Origin of the sequence: Paenibacillus apii (genome assembly GCF_011043685.1) — a bacterium.
Taxonomy (GTDB): Bacteria; Bacillota; Bacilli; order Paenibacillales; family Paenibacillaceae; genus Paenibacillus_AQ; species Paenibacillus_AQ sabinae.
Window position 1 is genome coordinate 85,441 of sequence record NZ_JAAKGU010000009.1, and the last position, 17,662, is coordinate 103,102.

Sequence of the window (17,662 nt, forward strand, 5' to 3'; positions counted from 1 at the left end):
GGTCAGTTCAGGGTAACCTCGTAGAGCGTGCCGCTTGCTGTGCCGCCTGTACCCTGCCACTCCGAAGCCGGAATTTCCGTGCCGTTCTCGGTGATCCATGTCGTAAGGCTCGAGTTCCCCTCACGTCCGCCTCCCATGCCGCCACCGGAGACATAGAAGTATTTGACCTTACCGCTCTTCACCAGCGCCGCAAGCGTATCCGTCGTGTAGACCACATCGGAGCCGGAGAAGCCGTTGAGAATGACAACCTTGTTGCCTTCGATGATGTACGGGCCGCCCGTGCTGTAATTCATCGTGGCGAACAGATATTGCTCACCGGTGTTATGCTCTTTCAGATAGGCCACCAGCGATTCATTGACGCTCTCGCCGCCGTTCCGGTCGAATCCGAACTGGCCGCCATCGCTGCGGCTGTCCCCGGCGACGTCACCGCTTGGGGTGCCTGTTCCATCCTGGGCATTAGCGCCATCCGGGGTGCCCGCTCCGTCCTGGGCCACCCCGCCAGGTGCGCCCTGGGCCTGGGCGACTGCGTTCATGCCCATGCCGTCTCTCATTCCGCCGCCCATGCCTTCGCGGCTGTCCGGACCCGCTGCCGGGGTCATGCTGTTCAGGCCGTAGGCGATCGGCGTAAGCGACCAATACAGCGGGCCGATCAGAAGAGTGAGCAGTCCTGCGGCCGTCACAAGCCGGGCGATTGGCCTTCCGCCGATCTTAGGGATCGCCAGTGCCGCCGCAAGGACAATGCCCGCGGCCAGTACGCCGATGGACCAGCCGGCCCCGATGGTCGCGGTATATGGATGCAGAATGTACCACTGGAATGCTGCCGTTGCCAGCACCGCCGCCGGAAGCAGCCAGGAGAGCCAGCCCGAATGGCCGCGGTACAGATCCCGCATCTTGACGTAGCCCGCCCCGGCCAGCGCCGCGATCGGAGGACCTATCATAATGAGATAGTATTGGTGGAAGAAGCCCGCAATGCTGAAAAATCCCGCAACCGGCAGCAGCCATGCCAGCCAAAATATAGCCTCTTTATGCTGCTGCGTGAAATGTCTTCTGCGAAGATTAGCGAAGATGGCGATGCAGCCAAAGAGAATGAAAGGAATCAGCCAGCTGGCCTGTCCCGACAGCTCCGACTGGAATAGCCGCAGCGGCCCCGCCGTGCCGGTATTGAACATCCCGCCGCCGCCCATACCTCCGCGGTCATTCCCCATCTGTCCGAAAGCACGCTGGCCGCCGTCATCCGTGCCATTCCCCGGGAATTGCCCTGCCATTCCTCTACCCTGACGGCCATCGTCCGCCGAGGTTCCGTCCTGCACGCCGGGCGCGGGGCCTGCCCCTTGAGTGCCCGCGCCGTTCCCGTTCAGGTTCACCGAGGCCCCCGAGGTTCCGTCCACGCCGTCCTGTCCGGTTCCAGTGCCGCCATTCATTCCCGGCACGGTGCCGTTCCATGACGGCATCTCTCCGTTCATGCCCTGCGGAAAGCCTCCGGCTCCGCCATTGCCGCGGTCCCCGGTCAGGCGTGATACGCCGTTATATCCGAAGGCCAGCTTCATGACCGAATTGGTCGTGCTGCTGCCGATAAAAGGGCGCTCGCTCGCAGGAATCGAATCAACGATTACCGCCCAGGACACGGAGATGACCAGCATAACGGTGGTGCATGCCGCCAGGATGCCCGTTTTTTTCTTCCAATTGATCTTATAAGCCAGCCAATAAAATAGATAAAAAGCCGGAACCACCATATACGCCTGCAGCATCTTCTCGTTGAACGCAACGCCGATTAACGCGAACGCGGCGATCAGGCTGCCGATTTTGCCGCTTCTCGTGCCCCTGAACAAAAACCACGTCGCCAGCAGCAATGTGAACACCAGCATGGCATCGATATTATTCGTTCTGCTGACGGCCGCCGCCACCGGAGTAAGCGCCATCGCCAGAGCGCCGATCCGGGCCGCCGTTTTGCCAAAGGTAGGCTTAACAAGCAGGTAGATCAGCAGGACTGAACCCACCCCGGCCAGCGCCTGGGGAAGGATCACGCTCCAACCCTTAAGTCCGAGCACCCAGGCGAACAGCGTCTGTATCCAGAACACAACCGGAGGCTTATCCACCGTCACCGACCCCGCCGAGTCCAGCGAGGCATAAAAGAAGTTATGCCAGCTCTGCAGCATGCTCCCCACCGCGCTTGTATAGTACAAATTCACGTACTTGTCATTCCAGATCCCGTAGCCGCACAAAAATGCCGCAAGCAGCAATATGACCAAAAGAACGGGATCAGACCCCATTTTCCTGATAAATTTCATCTTAACCACTCTCCGTCCGCTCTTGTTTCTTCCGGCCCGCCGCAGGGCTTGCCGCTTCCTCTTCCGTAATGTATTATGGCATCCCTACCTTAACTCATAATGAATCCGGGCTGAATGTTTGCTGAAGGAACAGGTCGGCAGCCGGCAAGTCATACCACCTATCGTCGTGCAGAAAAAGGATTGAGGGAACAGCCTGTTTGTTTGGTTGGTTCCGATCTGTGCGGTCTATGCGGTCTGTGCGGTCTGTTCCAGGAGAACAGGCATTTCCGGTGGAGGTAGATCAGGTAGATCAGGTAGATCAGGTAGATTAGGTAGATTAGGTAGATCAGGCAGAGCAGGTAGATCAGGTAGATTAGGCAGATCAGGTAGAGCAGGTAGATCAGGTAGATTAGGCAGATCAGGCAGATCAAGTAGATCAGGCAGATCAGGTAGATCAGGCAGCAATTCCTGCAAATCTGCATGCTTCGCGATGAATTTCGCCCATGGAGAAAGAAATGGATGCCATTGTGCAGGTATTTTTGCTTGAACAGCCGCTATGGGGAGATTGAAAGCCAAGTGCCTGTACTTTTGCAGGAATCGAATCAGGAGGAGGGATTTACGAGAAAAAAAGATGCATAAACGACGGAATTTTTCGCAAACTCACGCCGCTGCAGGCCGCTTTGTTATCGCCGCCGTATACTGCCATACTGCCTCGCCGAAGGCCTCCTTTGAAATGCTCACGGTAGACCGGTTCGCCGAAGGCCTTCAGTGTGAAATGGCTGTCCCGCTTCAAGGCATACGCCTTATAATCAGCCTTATAATCAGCCTTATAATCAGCCTCATAATCAGCTTTATAATCAGCCTCATAATAAATGCAAAGCAAATAAGCCGCCCCCGGAAGCGTACCGGAAGCAGCTTATTTTCCAATCTGAACCCGGAGATCCGGGAAGTATTTCAGTAAAATCCCCCGCTATTTTCCTTCAAATCAATCTTCCGCTGCCATCGCCGCAAGCTTGTTCACCGTGTTCCAGTTGCGGGACGTGGCGGACACGCCCATTATTTTTTCCAGAGGGACCTTGAACAGCGGGGAATCGCTCACCTTGGTGCTGTAGAGAATATACATCTCCTTGCCGATGACGCGCAGCTTGTCCACTCCGTCCTCATAAGGCCGAAGCCGCTCCAGCGCTTCTTCCGTCAGTTCTCCGGCCAGAAAAGAAACGTACAACCGCTTGAACTCCTCCGGTTCGGTCAGCTCGAACGGATTGTTCGCGATCACCGCCTTCACCTCTTCCGCGGTGCGGATGATCACGGAGGCGTCGAAGCCGAAGGTATCGCTGATGCCTTTTTCAATAGAACCCCGTACAGCCTCGGCATCCGTATCTCCGCCGTCCAGCGCGACGTTGCCGCTCTGAATATACGTCTTCACCTTTTGAAATCCGAGCGACTGAAGCATTGTCTTCAAATCCTGCATCTTGACGATTTTATTTCCTCCGACGTTGATGCCGCGGATCAGGGCAATATATTTTCCCATAGGGCCGCCTCCTTCTTCCTTCACTCATTCCAGACTGATGCGAGTAAAATGCTCCACTACCGGAAACGGGTGATAATAGTGATGAAGCAGCGCCTTCCACTCCGTATACTGCGGGGATTCCCTGAATCCGACCGTATGGTCTTCCAGGCTCCGCCAGCGGACGAGCAGCAGGTATTTGTGATCGTCTTCCAGACATTTTTGCAGCTCATGGCCCAAATAGCCGTCGATGGAGGAAATGAGGGAAGAAGCCTTCCTGAAGCTGTCTTCGAACGCCTCCGTCATTCCTTTCTTGATGTGAAGCATAGCCGCTTCGAGTATCATGGTCATCCGCCTTTCGATCGTCTTGGTGACTCCTCCTCACGAGCCCAGCGCTCCGCGAAAAAATTCATGCACTAAATTATTAACGACAATAAGAACAGCCAAGGACTCGTTGACGCTGCCGACCTCCAGCGAATGATTCGCCTCGTCGATTCTATACAAAGATACATCCGTTAGCCCGCGGATTCCGGCCGTGTCCTCTTCGCTGAACAGCGGATCGCCGCCGCCGTAAATCACGGTCCCGCCCGTTCGCTTGATATATGGAATCGTCTCCGGCAGCGGCGTCAGATACAGGCAATCCAGCTGCACGGACGGATCGTAATCGGCCGCCAGTCTGCCCGCGATGACCGAGCCGATGCTTTTGCCGATGAACAGCAGCCGTTTGTACCCGGGGACCGACGACAGTGCCCGCCCGCACTCTTCCTCGATAATTCCCATTTCCTCACGCTTCAGGTCAACCCGCGCGCTTTGGTAGCCGTATTCCAGCAGCAGTAGATCGCAGCCGTACTCCAGCGCGGACTTGCCGGCATAATGCAGCAGCGGGAGCTCTGCCGGGTAGTTTCTCCCCGGAAACACGACAACCAGCGTGTCCGATTCCTGCGAGTAATATTTATGTCTGACTTCCCTGCCCCAATGCGAAGGCAAAGTTATGTACTTCATGACCTTATCTGCCATTTTCCCGGCCGCCTCCTAAGAACGATTGATCGCGTAAAACCGGGCCTATCGCCCTGATTCTTCCTATTATACCTGTATTGAGCAGGCGGTGGAAATCCGCAGGCCTGCGCGCCAAAAAATCGACTCCCCTCGCGGGCAGCCGATCTTCCAGCTTGGTATTCTTTTTTTGCTATAATTGAGGGACATCACCTTGGCAGGAAGGAAGTACGAAAGTGAAGCCGTTTACCGAAAAAGCCATACGCATCATGCAGTCCATCCCCGAAGGAAGGGTCATGACATACGGAGGGGTAGCCGCCGCAGCGGGCAGCCCGCGGGGAGCGAGGCAGGTCGTGCGGATTCTGCACTCCATGAGCCGCAGCCACAAGCTTCCCTGGCACCGGATTATCAATGCCAAGGGAAGGATCTCTTTGGAGGACGGGGAAGCGGGCGAGCTTCAGCGGCTCTACCTTCTCGGCGAGGGCGTCGTGTTCGACGACCTCGGAACGATCGACCTGAAGCGGTTCGGCCACGACCCGGCCCCGCTGGATTAGTTCCGCCACCGGAGGGTGTCCCTGCTTCCGCGCGCATTCAGAAGACTGTACAGCGTCGTGTAGATGACCAGCAGCACCAGGGCGATGAACAGGCTGAAAAAGACGGACTGCCGGTTCACGCTGTCCAGCATCAGCTGATACAGCCGGTGCCTGTCGGTCAGCACATCCCAGCTGTTCAGGCGGTAAACCCGGCCCAGCAGGACCCCGTACCCTCCCAGCGCGCAGGCGGCCAGCACGAACAGCCAGGACACCAGTAGGCCGCTCCTGCGCCAAATCACCGTCTGAAATTGATACAGCGAGAAAAATCCGGTTAGCCACGCCGTCCAGGTGAACAGCAGCAGCATGGTCAGATCATACCAGAACCGGCTCTGGACGACGCCGTCAACAATATAAATCCCGCTGCGAATCGTCAGATGAAGCAGATCGGTCATAATATACGGGGCATTCGGAAAAAAGACAAGCCAGGCCGCGCCGAGCGGAAACTGCAGCAGACTGCGTGAATTCCGCTTATACAAGGCATGCGCTGCCAGTGAGAACAGAAACGGCAGCCAGGCCAAGAACAGATTCCAGATCAGAAACTTGTAGAAGTCATCGGTCCGCAGCGAAACGATGCCGTACACGGCAAGCGTCGCCAGAGTCAGACCGGCAAGCATCAGAAAGACCTTCGGATAATTCAGCTCCTTCATCGGTTTGCATTCTCCTTATCAGCGAGTAATGTATATTCCCCCATTGTATAAAAGAAGAAAGGTCCGCGTCCACCCAAAAAGGCCCAGGCGCTGTTCGCCCGGGCCTTTTGTTGATGTATCTTCACATTGCCGCCGCCAATTAATCAGCGTACGGCTTCCGCCTTGGAGCGCGCCTTGAACCCAAGCCGGTTCTGCGCTTCCTCATAGCCGGACAAGGCGGCGCATTCCCGGAAGGCGGCATGACGGCAGCCGATGCACTGCTCTCTTGAGACGGTCCGAAGCGCTTCATTGATGGCCTCTCCCGTATGCTCGTAGAACCGGGAAACACCGATCCGCTCGTAGAGGCCGGTCTTGCGCAGCAGCTCCAGCGGCTGGGGCTGTATACAGGAGATGAGCAGCTTGCCGCCCGAACTCTCCAAATGCCTAACAAGCCCCGCCAGATTGCTCTCGCCGGTCGTATCCATCAGCGGCACTTTGCTCATCCGCAGAAGAACGACTCTCGGCTGATCCGGCCCGCCGCCGGGCATCGTATGCTCAAAACGGTAGGCCGCCCCGAAGAACAGCGGGCCCTCCACGGTGTAAATGCCGATCTGCGGGCAGTCATGCTCCTCGGATACCATGTGCGGCCCCACTTTGACCGACTCTGGGTCGGGCAGCACCTTGGAAACCAGATGCACCTCGCCCATCCGTTTCACGAACAGGATAACGGCCAGCACCAGCCCCACTTCCACGGCCGCCGTCAGATCGGCAAAGACCGTGAGCAGGAAGGTGATCAGCAGCACCAGCGAATCTCCCGTCTTCGTCTTGAGCAATCGCAGAAAAGCCTTCCGTTCGCTCATGTTCCAGGCGACCACCATCAGAATCGGCGACATCGCCGCCAGCGGAATGCTCGAAGCGTACGGAGCGAACAGCAGCAGAATCAGGAACACGACGGCGCCGTGAATCACGCCGGACACCGGAGAAGCGGCCCCGCTCTTGATATTGGTCGCCGTCCGGGCGATCGCGCCGGTCGCCGGGATTCCGCCGAACAGCGGCGCCGCGATGTTGGCGATGCCCTGGCCGATCAGCTCCCGGTTGCTGTCATGCCGGGTGCCGCTCATCCCGTCGGCCACGACGGCCGACAGCAGCGACTCAATTGCGCCCAGCATCGCGATCAGGAACGCGGGCCGCAGCAGCGACCCGATCCGCTCCCAGGTAATCTCAGGGAAGCGGAAGCTTGGCAGCGTGTTCGGGATGTCTCCATAAGCCGAGCCGATTGTCGCTACCTTGCCGCTGAACAGCAGTGCCGCCATCACGCTGGCAGCGATCAGGCCGATCAGCGAGCCCGGAACCCGGGGCGCGAACCGGGCCGTCAGCAGGATAACCGCCAGGCAGATCGCGGCGGTCAGTAGGCTGTACGGATTCATCGTCGAGAGATGAAGGCCGATCTCATGCATGTTGTCCACAAATCTCTCATGCCGCTCAATCCCCTTCAGACCGAGGAAGCTCGCGATTTGTCCGGTAAAAATGATGACGGCGATCCCAGCGGTAAATCCGATTGTGACGGGCTTCGGAATGAATTTGATGAGGACGCCAAGCCGGAGCGTGCCCATCAGGACAAGAATGATGCCGGCCATCATGCCCGCTATGAGCAAATTCTCGTAGCCGTACTTCGCCCCGATGGCGAACAGAATCGGAATAAAAGCGCCTGTCGGGCCTCCGATCTGAAATCTCGATCCGCCGAGCAGTGAAATGAGAATGCCTGCAACAATCGTCGTGTAAATGCCGTATTCCGGCTTGACGCCCGATGCAATAGCAAAAGCCATTCCAAGAGGAATGGCAATAACGCCGACAATCATGCCGGAAACAAGGTCTTTTCGCAGAGAACTCAAGCTGTAGTCCTGAAATCGGCTCCATCCGATCATGTCATAACCTTCTTTTCTTTGAATATCTGATTATTTGAATATATAGGACACATTACTCCTGTATTTTTTTGTTGTCAATGCTAAAAACAAGCGCCCAGCAGCAATACCGCCTGAAGACGCTATCCCGTTCACCCTGCCGGAAGCCGCAGCATTTATTCGCTGCGGATCTCCTCAAGCAGGGAAATGGCGTTGACCAGATGATTATCGAAAATCTGCTTGGCCACGGCCAGCAGATCCTTGATCAGCGGATCACGGAGCGAATAGATGACCGAGGTGCCATCCTTCACGCTGTTCACCACATTCTTCGCCCGCAGAACAGCGAGCTGCTGCGATACGGCGGAGCCCTCCGAACCGAGAATCGCCTGCATCTCGTTGACGTTCTTCTCCCCTTCGCTCAGCAGCTCCAGTATGCGGATGCGCATCGGATGAGCCAGCGCCTTGAAAAACTCGCTTTTAAATTGCTGAATATCACTGTTCATTTCGCTTACGCTCCTCACAGCTTCTTTCAATCTTCGCTTCAAGCATAACGTCCGTTATATAAGCATACCCATGGAAGCCACCCCGCACAACCCTGCCGCCTGCGAACGCCGCATCGGCGGACTCCGAAATGGCGTCTCCTTCTGCGCTAGTAAGCGGCTGGATAAATGCGCAAGATCCCGGCCGTAAGCTCCACCGTGCCGCCAATCGCCATAGGCTCGCCGAGACATTCGAACATGATCAGCGACTCTCCGAGCCGCATATAGGCCGTTCCGTCCTCCTCGATATCCTCCAGCGTTCCGGTCAGAACGTTCTTGTTCCCTTCAATCGAGATCGCGGGCGGCTGCCCGGGCGCCGGGACGAGGTCGACCCATTTAATAAAGAGCCCTTGAAGCTCAAGCTCGGCCTCGTATTCCGCTCCGGGAACAAATGGAGAAGCGCCGAGCCATTGCCCCTTGCCCTCGCCATAGGCCGTGGAGAAATAGATTTCACCGTAGCGCTCTGCGGCGCGGGTTAACGTTATTTTCATGTCGGCCCCCTCTTTTCTTCCGTTATCTCCTCTTTTTTTACCTTCCGCCAGCCGGTTTTGTCAATATCGCGCGACTTCAGAGAAAAGACTTTCAAGGGACAGCCGGTATTGCCTTGGCCCCCAAGGGAACGTATAGTGCTATACATAAGGAGGTGCACCGCCCAATGAAAGTTTCCCTGCTTCAGCTCGACATCGCCTTCGGCCAGCCGGAGGCCAACTACGCCTCGGCGGAGCGCGCCATCCGCCTTGCGGCGGCCGGTAAGCCGGACTGTCTCCTGCTGCCCGAGCTGTGGACGACCGGCTACGATTTGACGCGGCTCGGCGAAATGGCCGATCCCGAAGGAAAGGCGGCGCTCACGTTTATCGGCGGTCTGGCCAAAGAATACGGCATCAACATTGTCGCAGGCTCCACCGCCTGGCAGCGCGCGGGCGGAACAACGAACACCATGTTCGCCGTGAACCGCGAAGGCCAGCCAATCCTGGAATACAGCAAGCTGCATCTGTTCCGCCTGATGGATGAGCATCTGTATCTCCAGCCGGGCGCATCCAAAGGGCTGTTCGATCTTGCCGGCACTCCCTGCGCCGGCGTCATCTGCTACGATATCCGGTTCCCGGAGTGGATTCGCGCCCATATGACCGCCGGGGCCGAGGTGCTGTTCGCCGCCGCCGAATGGCCGCTGCCGCGCCTTGCCCACTGGCGCGCGCTGCTCGTCAGCCGGGCGATCGAGAACCAATGCTATGTGGTGGCCTGCAACCGGGCGGGCTCCGATCCCGCCAATGTTTTTGCCGGACATTCGATGATTATCGATCCGTGGGGAGAAATCGTCTGCGAAGCGGGCGAAGGAGAAGAAATTATAACCGGCGAGCTGGATCTTTCCAAAGTGCGGGAAGCCAGGCGTCAAATCCCGGTATTCGCCGACCGGAGACCCGAGCTGTATACCTGATGGAGCGGCCCTTCTTCCCCGGCCCATAACAAAGAAACGGCATGCGCCTACAAGGGTAACGCCGTTTCCGCCATACATTCTTCCACAAGAAGAAACGGCTGCGCCGTCCTGTTAGGGACGGTAGCGTTTCTCGTAGAAATATAAGGCAAATGATAAGCGCGAAGCTTAACCTTTCTTATATTTTGAAAAAACGGCTGCCCCGCCCTTAAGGTACGGTGCAGCCGTTTCTTTTTGGATAAGCCGAACGCTTCGGAAAGCCCTTCGCGGCCGCCTCGTTAAAACTCAGGTCCGCCGTTACACGTTTGTTTCTTCGGCGTTATAAAACTTCACTTCCAGCGGTGCCGACAGGAATTCTCCCGCCTTGCCTGCAAAGGATGTGAAATGGCTGGTTGCGTTATGGAACTTCACAGCCTCGGAATCACGCCAGGTTTCAACCATAATGAACACATTCTTGTTCTCCGAATGCTCGTACAATTCATAGGACAGGTTGCCCTCTTCCGCCTGACTCGCGGCCACCAGCGGCCCGATCTCGGCCAAAAAGGTCTCTCTCCGTTCCGGATTTACATGAAAAACAGCATGAATAATGATCATAATTTCGATTTCCCTCCTTGTCGTGTTCCTCTATATTTTACTCTTCGAATCTAATTATTTCCATTCTGCGATTCTTTCGACCGGCAGCCGGACCGAAGTGTAGCCCTCCTCCGCCGCTTTCCCGATCGAGAGCAGCATAACGGGCGCATAGCGTTCCTTATCCATGCCGAAGACTTCGGAGACCTTGTCCTTTTCATAGCCGCCGATTGCATTCGTATCATAGCCGTGAGCGCGGGCGACCAGCATCAGCTGCATCGTGACCAGACCGGCGTCAATCAGCACGTTTTCTTTGTTGACCTGCGGCGGCAGGGTAGCGAAATACTTGGTCAGCCCGGCGATTTGTCTTTCCTTCACATCGGCAGGCATCCAGCCGCGCTCTACGGCGGTGCCGTAAATCTCTTCGGCATAGTCGAAGCTGTTCAGGTCCGCGAAGATGGCAATCACCGCTGCGGAAGTCTCCACCTGCACCTTGTTGAACATGGCGAGCGGGGCCAGAGCCGCTTTTCCCTCCGGACTTTCGATCACGAGAAAACGCCAGGGCTGCATGTTGACCGAAGAAGGCGCCAGCGTTGCTTCCTCCAGAATTTGCGTCATTTCGTCTTTGCTGATTTTTACGGCAGGGTCATATTTGCGAATGGAGCGCCGTCCGGCAACAATCTCGGTAAAATCTTTGTTAAGCGTTTTGTTCATCAGTAGTTCTCTCCTTTTTATAAAAAATCCAAATTCCTCTGCGTTCAATCTCGGAAGCTCTTCTCCTATATAAATTGCAATAGAATCATTTTTATATGATTTATATTACAAGCCGTTCCTTCACCCGCGGGCGATGATGTAAAAAGAAAGAAGCTGAAACGTTTTTTGGGCCCGAAATCTCTAATTAAGGAGAAAAGGAGGCGGGGTAATGAGTACAACGGCAGATTTGGTCCCTCGCGCCATGCGCGGCGATCCGGATGCGTTTCAAACGCTCATTCATGCGGAAAAAGAGAAGCTCTACAGAATGGCCTATGTGTACATGAGAAACGAGACGGATGCGCTGGAGGTTTTTCAGGAGACCGTGTATAAGGCGTTCAAGTCGATATCCTCGCTGCAGGACAGCCGCTATTTTTCCACCTGGCTCACGCGGATTCTGATTAATACCGCTATTTCTTCCTTGAAAAAGAACCGCAAGATTACCGCAATGAGTCCGGAAGCGCTTGAACATATTGGGGATTCCTATCAGCTTCAGCTGGAGGATCAGCTTGATCTTCTTGAGGCCGTAGAGACGCTTGAGGAGAAGTACAAGACGGTGCTGCTGCTTCGCTACTACAAGGATTACTCGGTCAAACAGATTTCCGAAATAATGGATTGCCCGGAAGGAACGGTCAAGACGAATATTCACCGGGGCCTATCGATTTTGCGAAAAAAGCTGAAAGGAGCCGCTGGCGATGATCCAAGAAATTCATTCCTTTAAACAAGAAATCGACACGATTCCGGTACCCCAGGACAAGCTGGACGCTATCATTTCGAAGACGGTACAGGAAGCCGGTGCAGGCAAGAGAACGAAGATACTTAGAAAAATAGGGTATACAGCGGGGGCGGCGGCGGTTGCTTGCGGTCTGCTGCTCGGTTCGGCGGCCTTGTCTCCGGCAATGGCAAGCATTGTGTCCCAAATTCCGGTCATTGGCTCGGTGTTCAGCCAGATCGGGGACAGCGGTTTGAAGAACGTCAGCGAGCATGGATTAACTTCAGCGGTTGGCATGACCAAGGTATCCGGCGGCGACTCGCTTACGATCAATGAAGTGTTCTACGACGGGACGCGCTTAAGTATCGGGTACTCGCTGGAGACGGAGAAGCCGATGGGAGAGGAATATATCATTATGAGAAACGAGTTTACCGTCAATGGAACGCCAGCGAATTTCTCGACGGGGGGAAATCTAACCGAAGTTACCCCGACCTATCATACGGGGATTTTGGAAGTCGACTCACCGGCGGCGTTGCCGGACCGGTTCGAGCTTGGACTGACTCTCAGCACGGAGGACAGACAGAAGAAGTGGAACTTCGCCATACCTGTGACAAAACAGTCCGGCACCAAGCTCATCGCGATCGGCCATAAGCAGAAATCCGGCGGCGTTGAACTGACAGTATCCGACCTGGTGATTGGACCGGCGGGCATGCGGCTTACCTATAGCGCGGTGTCCGAGGACCAAGATTCGGTCGACTATATAACGGTCGGTGCGACGGATGAATCAGGGCATAGGCTTGATTACAACTTCGGCGGCACCAGCAGTCAATTCCGGGATGGCAAATATTATTCCACCGGCACCGAGCTGTACGACCCTCTTCCAGCCGGTACAGTGACCTTAACATTCACTCCTCATCATGCGTCGGGAAAAATCAAATTTGACAGCTTCACCGTGACCTTGCCTTAGTCTTCGTACACATGACATTCAGGAGCTTACTGTCCAATAAACCATAGAAATGGTGGCGGCGGCGTCCTTTTTTTGAGGTAGAACTAAAGTGGGTGTAAGGGGCGGGCGCTGCCGCTTTTCCGCAATCATTCCGTTCTCTCCGCTGCTTTGAGTGGGAATCGTTACTAATTCTTCTTACTCGGAAGCACGCAGGATAGAATAACCATATGCAGTTATTGTACCAGCCCCTTCAATTTGAGATGCCGCAACAGCTATTCGACATGTGGTCATACCGAAACACAAAAAGCAGGAACCAGTTTTGGCCTGCTTTTTGTGATGACCCACAAATAATTCATTGACTTACAAGAAACAAGGTGCTCCTGTATGTTGAAGTGTCCCAAAATTCATTTTAGGAATTTAACCCCCATATGTGCAAAGATGCTTCCATTCCTACTTCTTTAGTGGTTTTGGAGGTGTCTTTACAATTGGGATTGACTCACCCGGAGGTACCGAGGGAGCGTAACAATCCCCATCGCGCAAAGGCTGCTTTTCAGTTGGCCGCCTCAGCAGTTGTCTTGAGATCGGCAAGCCAGGCATTGAGCGAGGCCGTTAGTGCCGCGCGCATACCGTCGGAGTCGGCCGCTACTGGCGGACCGTCCCAGGACTCAGTGGTATGTACGACGACTCCTTTGGAGGTGGGAGTGATGGTCCACACGTGGACGCCCTCGATGCCTTGTGCTGGCCCCCCCCAAACGATACGCCGCATAGGGTCGACCTCGCGAATGGTGGAGACGATGGGTAGCCCATGGGTCTCCCAATGGAAGGTACTTCCCACCGCGAGTGGACCGGATAACCGGGCCTTAGAGACGTTTTTCTGCCAAGTTGGCCACTGGTCAATACCAGTCTGTATCCGCCATACGGTCTGCTGCGAAGCTTCGATTTCGATGGAAAGGTCGACTATGACCTGGGCGTTTCGGTCAACATCGACGGTGGTCCGTTGGGAATCATCGGAGTCCCTCATACTAAAAATCACCCCGCCAATCAGAATTAGTATCAGTACAAGAAAGCTCATCGTGAATGCTTTTGACTTAAACAATCTTTTCAACATATTTCATCTCTCCTTAATGATTAATTTCATAAACGGTCTAAAGCTTGTTACAACTTTTCGTTAATTTATTAATCAATCAATAACTATTGTGCAAAAGATGCCCTGCTCTTCAATGCCAAAACAGTCGAAGTAATACCGTCCTGGAATGGCGTCGCAGTGATCGGTCCGATTAGTCGTTTGTATTTGTCTCCGCTTAGTGTCAGCGGATCTTCGGTTAGATAAAGCATCTCAATGACTTCTTTCATGACGGGCACGCTCATACCCAGCATCGATAAACCTAATTTTTTCAGTGGAATGACCGGTTTAACATGGCCGCTTGCCGCTTGCGCAATCCGTACGATCTCCCGTCCCGATATGATCCCAGCCCCCGGTATATTCCAGTTCTGTCCGTAAGCGAAGTCTTTGCCTGCCAGCTCGGCAACCATGGCAGCTGCATCCGGCAAATAGACGAATTCGCGGGGAACATGCATGTTGCCGACGAAAAAAGCCATTTTCCCAGCAGCGATCGCTTCAAGGGTTGAACCTAAATACGAGGCTTCATTAGCCGTAGGCCCATAATAATCGGGCAAGCGAACAATCATAACTTTGACCTTGCTCCACCGCTTGCTGAACAGCATCCGTTCATAGTCCAGGCGGACTTTTCCTTTTTTCGTATGAGGCTGCTTGGGATGCTCTTCTGTGACAAGATCCATCTGTTTTCTCCCATAAGGATAGATCCCGTCAATCGCTACAACTTTAATCGCAAGCCGTTCTGCCGCCTCCATCACCGATTCGCCTAGCGGTATCAGCTTGTTCACCATCTCATTATAGGGTACGTTCGCGCAATGGAATAATACGTCCGCGCCGCCTGCTTGAGCTACAATATCATCAGGGCGCATTGCCTCCCCTACGGCAAGCGTCAAATGCGCGGGATTTCCAAGCTTTCCTGCAAAGTGCTCCAATTTCTGACGCGAACGCCCAAAAGCAATAGTACGTATCCCCCGTTTGACCAGTTCTTCCGTGATCGCTGCTCCCGTTCCGCCTGTTGCTCCAATTACAATCGCTTTTTCCATTTTCATCGACCTCATTTCGTGATTAGTTATTGATCAATTACTAACTTAAATTTATGATATCATCCAGTTATTGATTGGTCAATCACTAAATGAGGAATTTTTATTTGGTTAATCTTTCCTTATTTTTCGAAGACAGGAGAACATCCCGGTTCATCCTCCCGAATGGAATCGGGATGTTCTTCGCCAATTTAGGGGGCATGATGAAGCAATAATGCAAAAACCTGAAATTGTGCATCTTTTGGTCGCCTGAGAACAGGTTTTGGAATACATGCCTGCGTGGATACAGGTATTTCCCCCGCTCGGACTCAATTCGGTCCGTACAGCCTGAAATTCCTGTATGATCGCAGGATTTCCTTATGAATCATATACTCTGGGCCAAAAAAACCTGCATTCAGGCCGTTTTGGGAAGGCGCCGAACGAAAACCGCAGCAATGAACCTGACCTCGTCCGCTGCTGTCGGTGCGATTGCCGGGTTCCTGCCCGGTCCGGCTCGGAATTGACGGACAGAACAATCAGCGGGGCTGTCCCAAAAGTCATCGCAAATGACTTAGGGATCGCCTCAACGGGCTGCAGCCCCAAAACAGAAGCGAGCAGGTCTCCAGTAACCCGGAGACCTGCTCGCTTCTTCGCATTTATGCCGCATACCTATACCGCGGCTCACTGGGCGTACCGCTCGTGCAGCATATTGGCCGCTTCCAGCACCCTTGGATCGCCGTACCCGAGACGGTAGCCGGTCTCCTCCGCCAGATCGGCAGCCTTCACCAACTCCGTTCCCCGGGCGTCTACCGCTCTTCGAAGGCCGTCCGCGAACACGGCCGCCGCATCCGGGCCGCCCAGCTCGCCCAGTGCGCCGATCGTCTCCGGCCGCACCTTCGGATAATCCAGGCCCTCGGCGCCTTGGGCCGCTTCCTCATAGAAGCGGCGCACCAGCTCGCCGCGTTCCCGCCCGGAGCCGCCCACCACGACGAAGGCGTGCACAAAGTACGCATGGCTCTGCCGCCGCTGGGCGATGCCGCAAAATTTCCGGCCCCCGATAGACAGGTCGTAATCGCCGGGGCAGTAAGAGCCTTTGACTTCTCCAGCCATGATTTGCGCAGCGGCGGAAGGGTGGGAGAAGCCCGCCGCCTCCGCGATCAGGGAAGCCAGAAGGCGAAAATCGCGGTGAAAATCGAGCGTTCCCCGGCTCTTGGGCAGGATCAGGGAGACGTTAACGACTCCCTGATCAAGGGGAACCGCCGCGCCGCCGGAATGTCTGACCGCCGTGCGGATGCCGCGCGCTTCCAGGCTCTGCATCGCCTGCCCGGCGAAGGGCAAGCGGCTGTCCCGCAGGCCGAGCGCAACCCCGCTGGGGTGGCTCCACAGGTGCAGCGAAGGCAGCGCAAGCCCTGCGCCGACATCCCGGCACAGCGTCTCCTCAAAGGCAAAGGGGATCAGCATATCGCCGCCCCCTTCTCTTTCGGACGCGCTGCCGGACAGGTGCTCGAAGAGCGCCATACGCCCGGGAAGCGCTGCTGACGGATCGGAATGAAGCCCGTCCGATCCGTTTGGTTGACTGATTTCACTCATATCGTCCATTGATCATGTATGATGCCTGCAAGCATCCACTGCCCGCCTTCCTTGACGAATGCAAGCCGCAGACTCTGCCAATCCATCCCGGCATACTGCGGATCGAATCCGTCGAAATGGTATTCGACCAAGATGGCATCCGGGTACGCGTTCCGCGCGTTATTCAGCGAATTGCCGAAGCCGATGGTCTGATTGTAGCCGATTTCCGGGGCATCCGCAAAGTCGGCGCTGTATATAAATTTATTATAATACTGGGCAAAAGTCAGCTTGATGGGATCGCCTGTCCCGTCATATTCGCCCCAGGTTCGGACGGTCTGATCCGTACCGGCCGCGGCGATTTCGCTCCAGCTCAGGACAATGTCCTTCGCGGTGTCGACATGACCGTAGGGTGAGAAGCGGACGCCCCTCGAATGGATCATGGAAGAAAGAGCAGTCCAGTCTTTCTTCTTCAGCGCCAGCACCGCTTCTTTGGCGCGGTCAGCAATGACCGCCTTCGCGCTTGCCGGGTCAAGCGGCAGCACAATGTCAGCCGTGCCTGTCCGAACGTTCCAGGTCACCGTCCCGCCCATGCTCTCCGCCGAGAAGCGCAGCGGAATATACACCCGCCCAGCGCGAATTTCGGCCGGGGCATCCAGCAGGACGATTCCGCCGTCCTTCACTGCCCGGCTGCTTCCGGCCGTAATTTTGACCAGATGCGGAGCTCTCCGGAGCGTCGCCGTGCGGGCGGCCGCATTCCAGGACAGCTGCGCTCCCATCCCCGCCGCCATTTCCCGAAGGGGGACCATCACTCTTCCTTTCGTGACATAAGCCTGAGACTGAAGCTTCAAGGTTACCCCATTGATCGTCACGACCACCATTCCGGCAGGGACGGCCGCCTGCGCGGAAGGCGTTCCGCCTGGCCCCCCTCCGGTTATCGAAACGGTCAGCCCGAGGACGATGCAGAGTGCCGCTATTTTTTTCAACATCCGTCTCACCCTTTCTCTCGCATGAATTGTAATGTGACTATAATCACGCTATTCTAAAATTAAGACGCTCTGAATACACAAAAGGTTACACACCATTTATTACCGCTATGCTCAATCCTTTGAAGCACGGTCCAG

The 17,662-nt window shown here is 55.4% G+C and carries 19 protein-coding genes; 4 read left to right on the forward strand and 15 right to left on the reverse strand.

The features are described 5' to 3' along the window. Positions 1 to 2: 2 nt before the first annotated feature. From G5B47_RS18145 to G5B47_RS18165, 5 genes are all read right to left on the reverse strand, one after another. On the reverse strand, positions 3 to 2,288 hold the full coding sequence (locus tag G5B47_RS18145; protein WP_235957214.1) for a glycosyltransferase family 39 protein: 2,286 nt from the start codon (positions 2,286 to 2,288) through the stop codon (positions 3 to 5). Between the two features lie 158 nt (positions 2,289 to 2,446). Then, on the reverse strand, positions 2,447 to 2,749 hold the full coding sequence (locus tag G5B47_RS25715) for a hypothetical protein (RefSeq protein WP_235957215.1): 303 nt from the start codon (positions 2,747 to 2,749) through the stop codon (positions 2,447 to 2,449). 503 nt (positions 2,750 to 3,252) lie between these two features. Then, positions 3,253 to 3,798, reverse strand: a complete 546-nt coding sequence (locus G5B47_RS18155) for a DUF1697 domain-containing protein (protein ID WP_165100971.1) — start codon at positions 3,796 to 3,798, stop codon at positions 3,253 to 3,255. Between the two features lie 24 nt (positions 3,799 to 3,822). Further along, positions 3,823 to 4,119, reverse strand: coding sequence for an antibiotic biosynthesis monooxygenase family protein (locus G5B47_RS18160; RefSeq protein ID WP_165100974.1), 297 nt, complete (start codon positions 4,117 to 4,119; stop codon positions 3,823 to 3,825). 36 nt (positions 4,120 to 4,155) lie between these two features. After that, on the reverse strand, positions 4,156 to 4,791 hold the full coding sequence (locus G5B47_RS18165; protein WP_165100977.1) for an alpha/beta hydrolase: 636 nt from the start codon (positions 4,789 to 4,791) through the stop codon (positions 4,156 to 4,158). Positions 4,792 to 5,003: 212 nt separating this feature from the next. Here G5B47_RS18165 and G5B47_RS18170 point away from each other — a divergent pair, with 212 nt between their 5' ends. Further along, on the forward strand, positions 5,004 to 5,321 hold the full coding sequence (locus G5B47_RS18170) for an MGMT family protein (RefSeq protein ID WP_165100980.1): 318 nt from the start codon (positions 5,004 to 5,006) through the stop codon (positions 5,319 to 5,321). On the opposite strand, the gene G5B47_RS18175 is transcribed toward G5B47_RS18170, so the two are convergent. The 4 genes from G5B47_RS18175 to G5B47_RS18190 form a co-directional block, all read right to left on the reverse strand. Beyond that, positions 5,318 to 6,007 carry a DUF1361 domain-containing protein gene (locus tag G5B47_RS18175; protein ID WP_165100983.1) on the reverse strand — a complete coding sequence of 230 codons (690 nt, stop codon included), beginning with the start codon at positions 6,005 to 6,007 and terminating at the stop codon, positions 5,318 to 5,320. The genes G5B47_RS18170 and G5B47_RS18175 overlap by 4 nt on opposite strands. A gap of 143 nt (positions 6,008 to 6,150) precedes the next feature. Next, entirely contained in the window at positions 6,151 to 7,911 is a 1,761-nt protein-coding gene (locus G5B47_RS18180; RefSeq protein ID WP_165100986.1) for a SulP family inorganic anion transporter, read from the reverse strand. A 152-nt stretch (positions 7,912 to 8,063) separates the two neighbouring features. Next, positions 8,064 to 8,390 (reverse strand): ArsR/SmtB family transcription factor, encoded by a 327-nt coding sequence (locus tag G5B47_RS18185; RefSeq protein ID WP_025333011.1) that lies wholly within the window; start codon positions 8,388 to 8,390, stop codon positions 8,064 to 8,066. 146 nt (positions 8,391 to 8,536) lie between these two features. Continuing rightward, on the reverse strand, positions 8,537 to 8,917 hold the full coding sequence (locus tag G5B47_RS18190; RefSeq protein WP_165100989.1) for a hypothetical protein: 381 nt from the start codon (positions 8,915 to 8,917) through the stop codon (positions 8,537 to 8,539). Positions 8,918 to 9,081: 164 nt separating this feature from the next. Between G5B47_RS18190 and G5B47_RS18195 the strand changes: the two genes are divergently transcribed. Next, a complete protein-coding gene (locus G5B47_RS18195; RefSeq protein WP_165100992.1) occupies positions 9,082 to 9,861 on the forward strand; it encodes a carbon-nitrogen family hydrolase in 780 nt (259 codons plus the stop codon). A 294-nt stretch (positions 9,862 to 10,155) separates the two neighbouring features. Here G5B47_RS18195 and G5B47_RS18200 read toward each other — a convergent pair whose 3' ends face one another. Both G5B47_RS18200 and G5B47_RS18205 read right to left on the reverse strand, forming a co-directional pair. Then, the gene (locus G5B47_RS18200; RefSeq protein ID WP_165100995.1) at positions 10,156 to 10,452 is read right to left on the reverse strand and encodes a putative quinol monooxygenase; all 297 of its coding nucleotides are present in this window, start codon (positions 10,450 to 10,452) and stop codon (positions 10,156 to 10,158) included. 54 nt (positions 10,453 to 10,506) lie between these two features. Further along, positions 10,507 to 11,142 (reverse strand): nitroreductase family protein, encoded by a 636-nt coding sequence (locus G5B47_RS18205; protein WP_165100998.1) that lies wholly within the window; start codon positions 11,140 to 11,142, stop codon positions 10,507 to 10,509. A gap of 208 nt (positions 11,143 to 11,350) precedes the next feature. On the opposite strand from G5B47_RS18205, the gene G5B47_RS18210 reads away from it, so the two are divergent. Beyond that, positions 11,351 to 11,899 carry a sigma-70 family RNA polymerase sigma factor gene (locus G5B47_RS18210; RefSeq protein WP_165101001.1) on the forward strand — a complete coding sequence of 183 codons (549 nt, stop codon included), beginning with the start codon at positions 11,351 to 11,353 and terminating at the stop codon, positions 11,897 to 11,899. Beyond that, complete coding sequence (locus tag G5B47_RS18215) at positions 11,874 to 12,857, forward strand: DUF4179 domain-containing protein (RefSeq protein WP_165101004.1); 984 nt, start codon at positions 11,874 to 11,876, stop codon at positions 12,855 to 12,857. The genes G5B47_RS18210 and G5B47_RS18215 overlap by 26 nt, the downstream gene beginning before the upstream one ends. Before the next feature lie 529 nt (positions 12,858 to 13,386). Here the strand turns inward: G5B47_RS18215 and G5B47_RS18220 are convergent. The 4 genes from G5B47_RS18220 to G5B47_RS18235 all read right to left on the reverse strand — a co-directional run bounded on the left by G5B47_RS18220 (position 13,387) and on the right by G5B47_RS18235 (position 17,527). After that, the gene (locus G5B47_RS18220) at positions 13,387 to 13,944 is read right to left on the reverse strand and encodes an SRPBCC family protein (protein WP_206107429.1); all 558 of its coding nucleotides are present in this window, start codon (positions 13,942 to 13,944) and stop codon (positions 13,387 to 13,389) included. Positions 13,945 to 14,027: 83 nt separating this feature from the next. After that, a complete protein-coding gene (locus tag G5B47_RS18225; RefSeq protein WP_206107430.1) occupies positions 14,028 to 14,996 on the reverse strand; it encodes an SDR family NAD(P)-dependent oxidoreductase in 969 nt (322 codons plus the stop codon). 657 nt (positions 14,997 to 15,653) lie between these two features. Beyond that, a complete protein-coding gene (locus G5B47_RS18230; RefSeq protein WP_165101010.1) occupies positions 15,654 to 16,562 on the reverse strand; it encodes a lipoate--protein ligase family protein in 909 nt (302 codons plus the stop codon). Next, positions 16,559 to 17,527 carry a copper amine oxidase N-terminal domain-containing protein gene (locus G5B47_RS18235; protein ID WP_165101013.1) on the reverse strand — a complete coding sequence of 323 codons (969 nt, stop codon included), beginning with the start codon at positions 17,525 to 17,527 and terminating at the stop codon, positions 16,559 to 16,561. The genes G5B47_RS18230 and G5B47_RS18235 overlap by 4 nt, the downstream gene beginning before the upstream one ends. Between the last annotated feature and the right edge of the window lie 135 nt (positions 17,528 to 17,662).

What these genes read in the sequence shown, in the direction of transcription:
- G5B47_RS18220 (WP_206107429.1), bottom strand. Translation starts at nt 13,944, where the DNA reads ATGTTGAAAAGATTGTTTAAGTCAAAAGCATTCACGATGAGCTTTCTT.
- G5B47_RS18230 (WP_165101010.1), bottom strand. Translation starts at nt 16,562, where the DNA reads ATGAGTGAAATCAGTCAACCAAACGGATCGGACGGGCTTCATTCCGAT.
- G5B47_RS18205 (WP_165100998.1), bottom strand. Translation starts at nt 11,142, where the DNA reads ATGAACAAAACGCTTAACAAAGATTTTACCGAGATTGTTGCCGGACGG.
- G5B47_RS18180 (WP_165100986.1), bottom strand. Translation starts at nt 7,911, where the DNA reads ATGATCGGATGGAGCCGATTTCAGGACTACAGCTTGAGTTCTCTGCGA.
- G5B47_RS18145 (WP_235957214.1), bottom strand. Translation starts at nt 2,288, where the DNA reads ATGAAATTTATCAGGAAAATGGGGTCTGATCCCGTTCTTTTGGTCATA.
- G5B47_RS18190 (WP_165100989.1), bottom strand. Translation starts at nt 8,917, where the DNA reads ATGAAAATAACGTTAACCCGCGCCGCAGAGCGCTACGGTGAAATCTAT.
- G5B47_RS18215 (WP_165101004.1), top strand. Translation starts at nt 11,874, where the DNA reads ATGATCCAAGAAATTCATTCCTTTAAACAAGAAATCGACACGATTCCG.
- G5B47_RS18185 (WP_025333011.1), bottom strand. Translation starts at nt 8,390, where the DNA reads ATGAACAGTGATATTCAGCAATTTAAAAGCGAGTTTTTCAAGGCGCTG.
- G5B47_RS18175 (WP_165100983.1), bottom strand. Translation starts at nt 6,007, where the DNA reads ATGAAGGAGCTGAATTATCCGAAGGTCTTTCTGATGCTTGCCGGTCTG.
- G5B47_RS18200 (WP_165100995.1), bottom strand. Translation starts at nt 10,452, where the DNA reads ATGATCATTATTCATGCTGTTTTTCATGTAAATCCGGAACGGAGAGAG.
- G5B47_RS18235 (WP_165101013.1), bottom strand. Translation starts at nt 17,527, where the DNA reads ATGTTGAAAAAAATAGCGGCACTCTGCATCGTCCTCGGGCTGACCGTT.
- G5B47_RS18160 (WP_165100974.1), bottom strand. Translation starts at nt 4,119, where the DNA reads ATGATACTCGAAGCGGCTATGCTTCACATCAAGAAAGGAATGACGGAG.
- G5B47_RS18195 (WP_165100992.1), top strand. Translation starts at nt 9,082, where the DNA reads ATGAAAGTTTCCCTGCTTCAGCTCGACATCGCCTTCGGCCAGCCGGAG.
- G5B47_RS18155 (WP_165100971.1), bottom strand. Translation starts at nt 3,798, where the DNA reads ATGGGAAAATATATTGCCCTGATCCGCGGCATCAACGTCGGAGGAAAT.
- G5B47_RS18210 (WP_165101001.1), top strand. Translation starts at nt 11,351, where the DNA reads ATGAGTACAACGGCAGATTTGGTCCCTCGCGCCATGCGCGGCGATCCG.
- G5B47_RS18165 (WP_165100977.1), bottom strand. Translation starts at nt 4,791, where the DNA reads ATGGCAGATAAGGTCATGAAGTACATAACTTTGCCTTCGCATTGGGGC.
- G5B47_RS25715 (WP_235957215.1), bottom strand. Translation starts at nt 2,749, where the DNA reads ATGCAGATTTGCAGGAATTGCTGCCTGATCTACCTGATCTGCCTGATC.
- G5B47_RS18225 (WP_206107430.1), bottom strand. Translation starts at nt 14,996, where the DNA reads ATGGAAAAAGCGATTGTAATTGGAGCAACAGGCGGAACGGGAGCAGCG.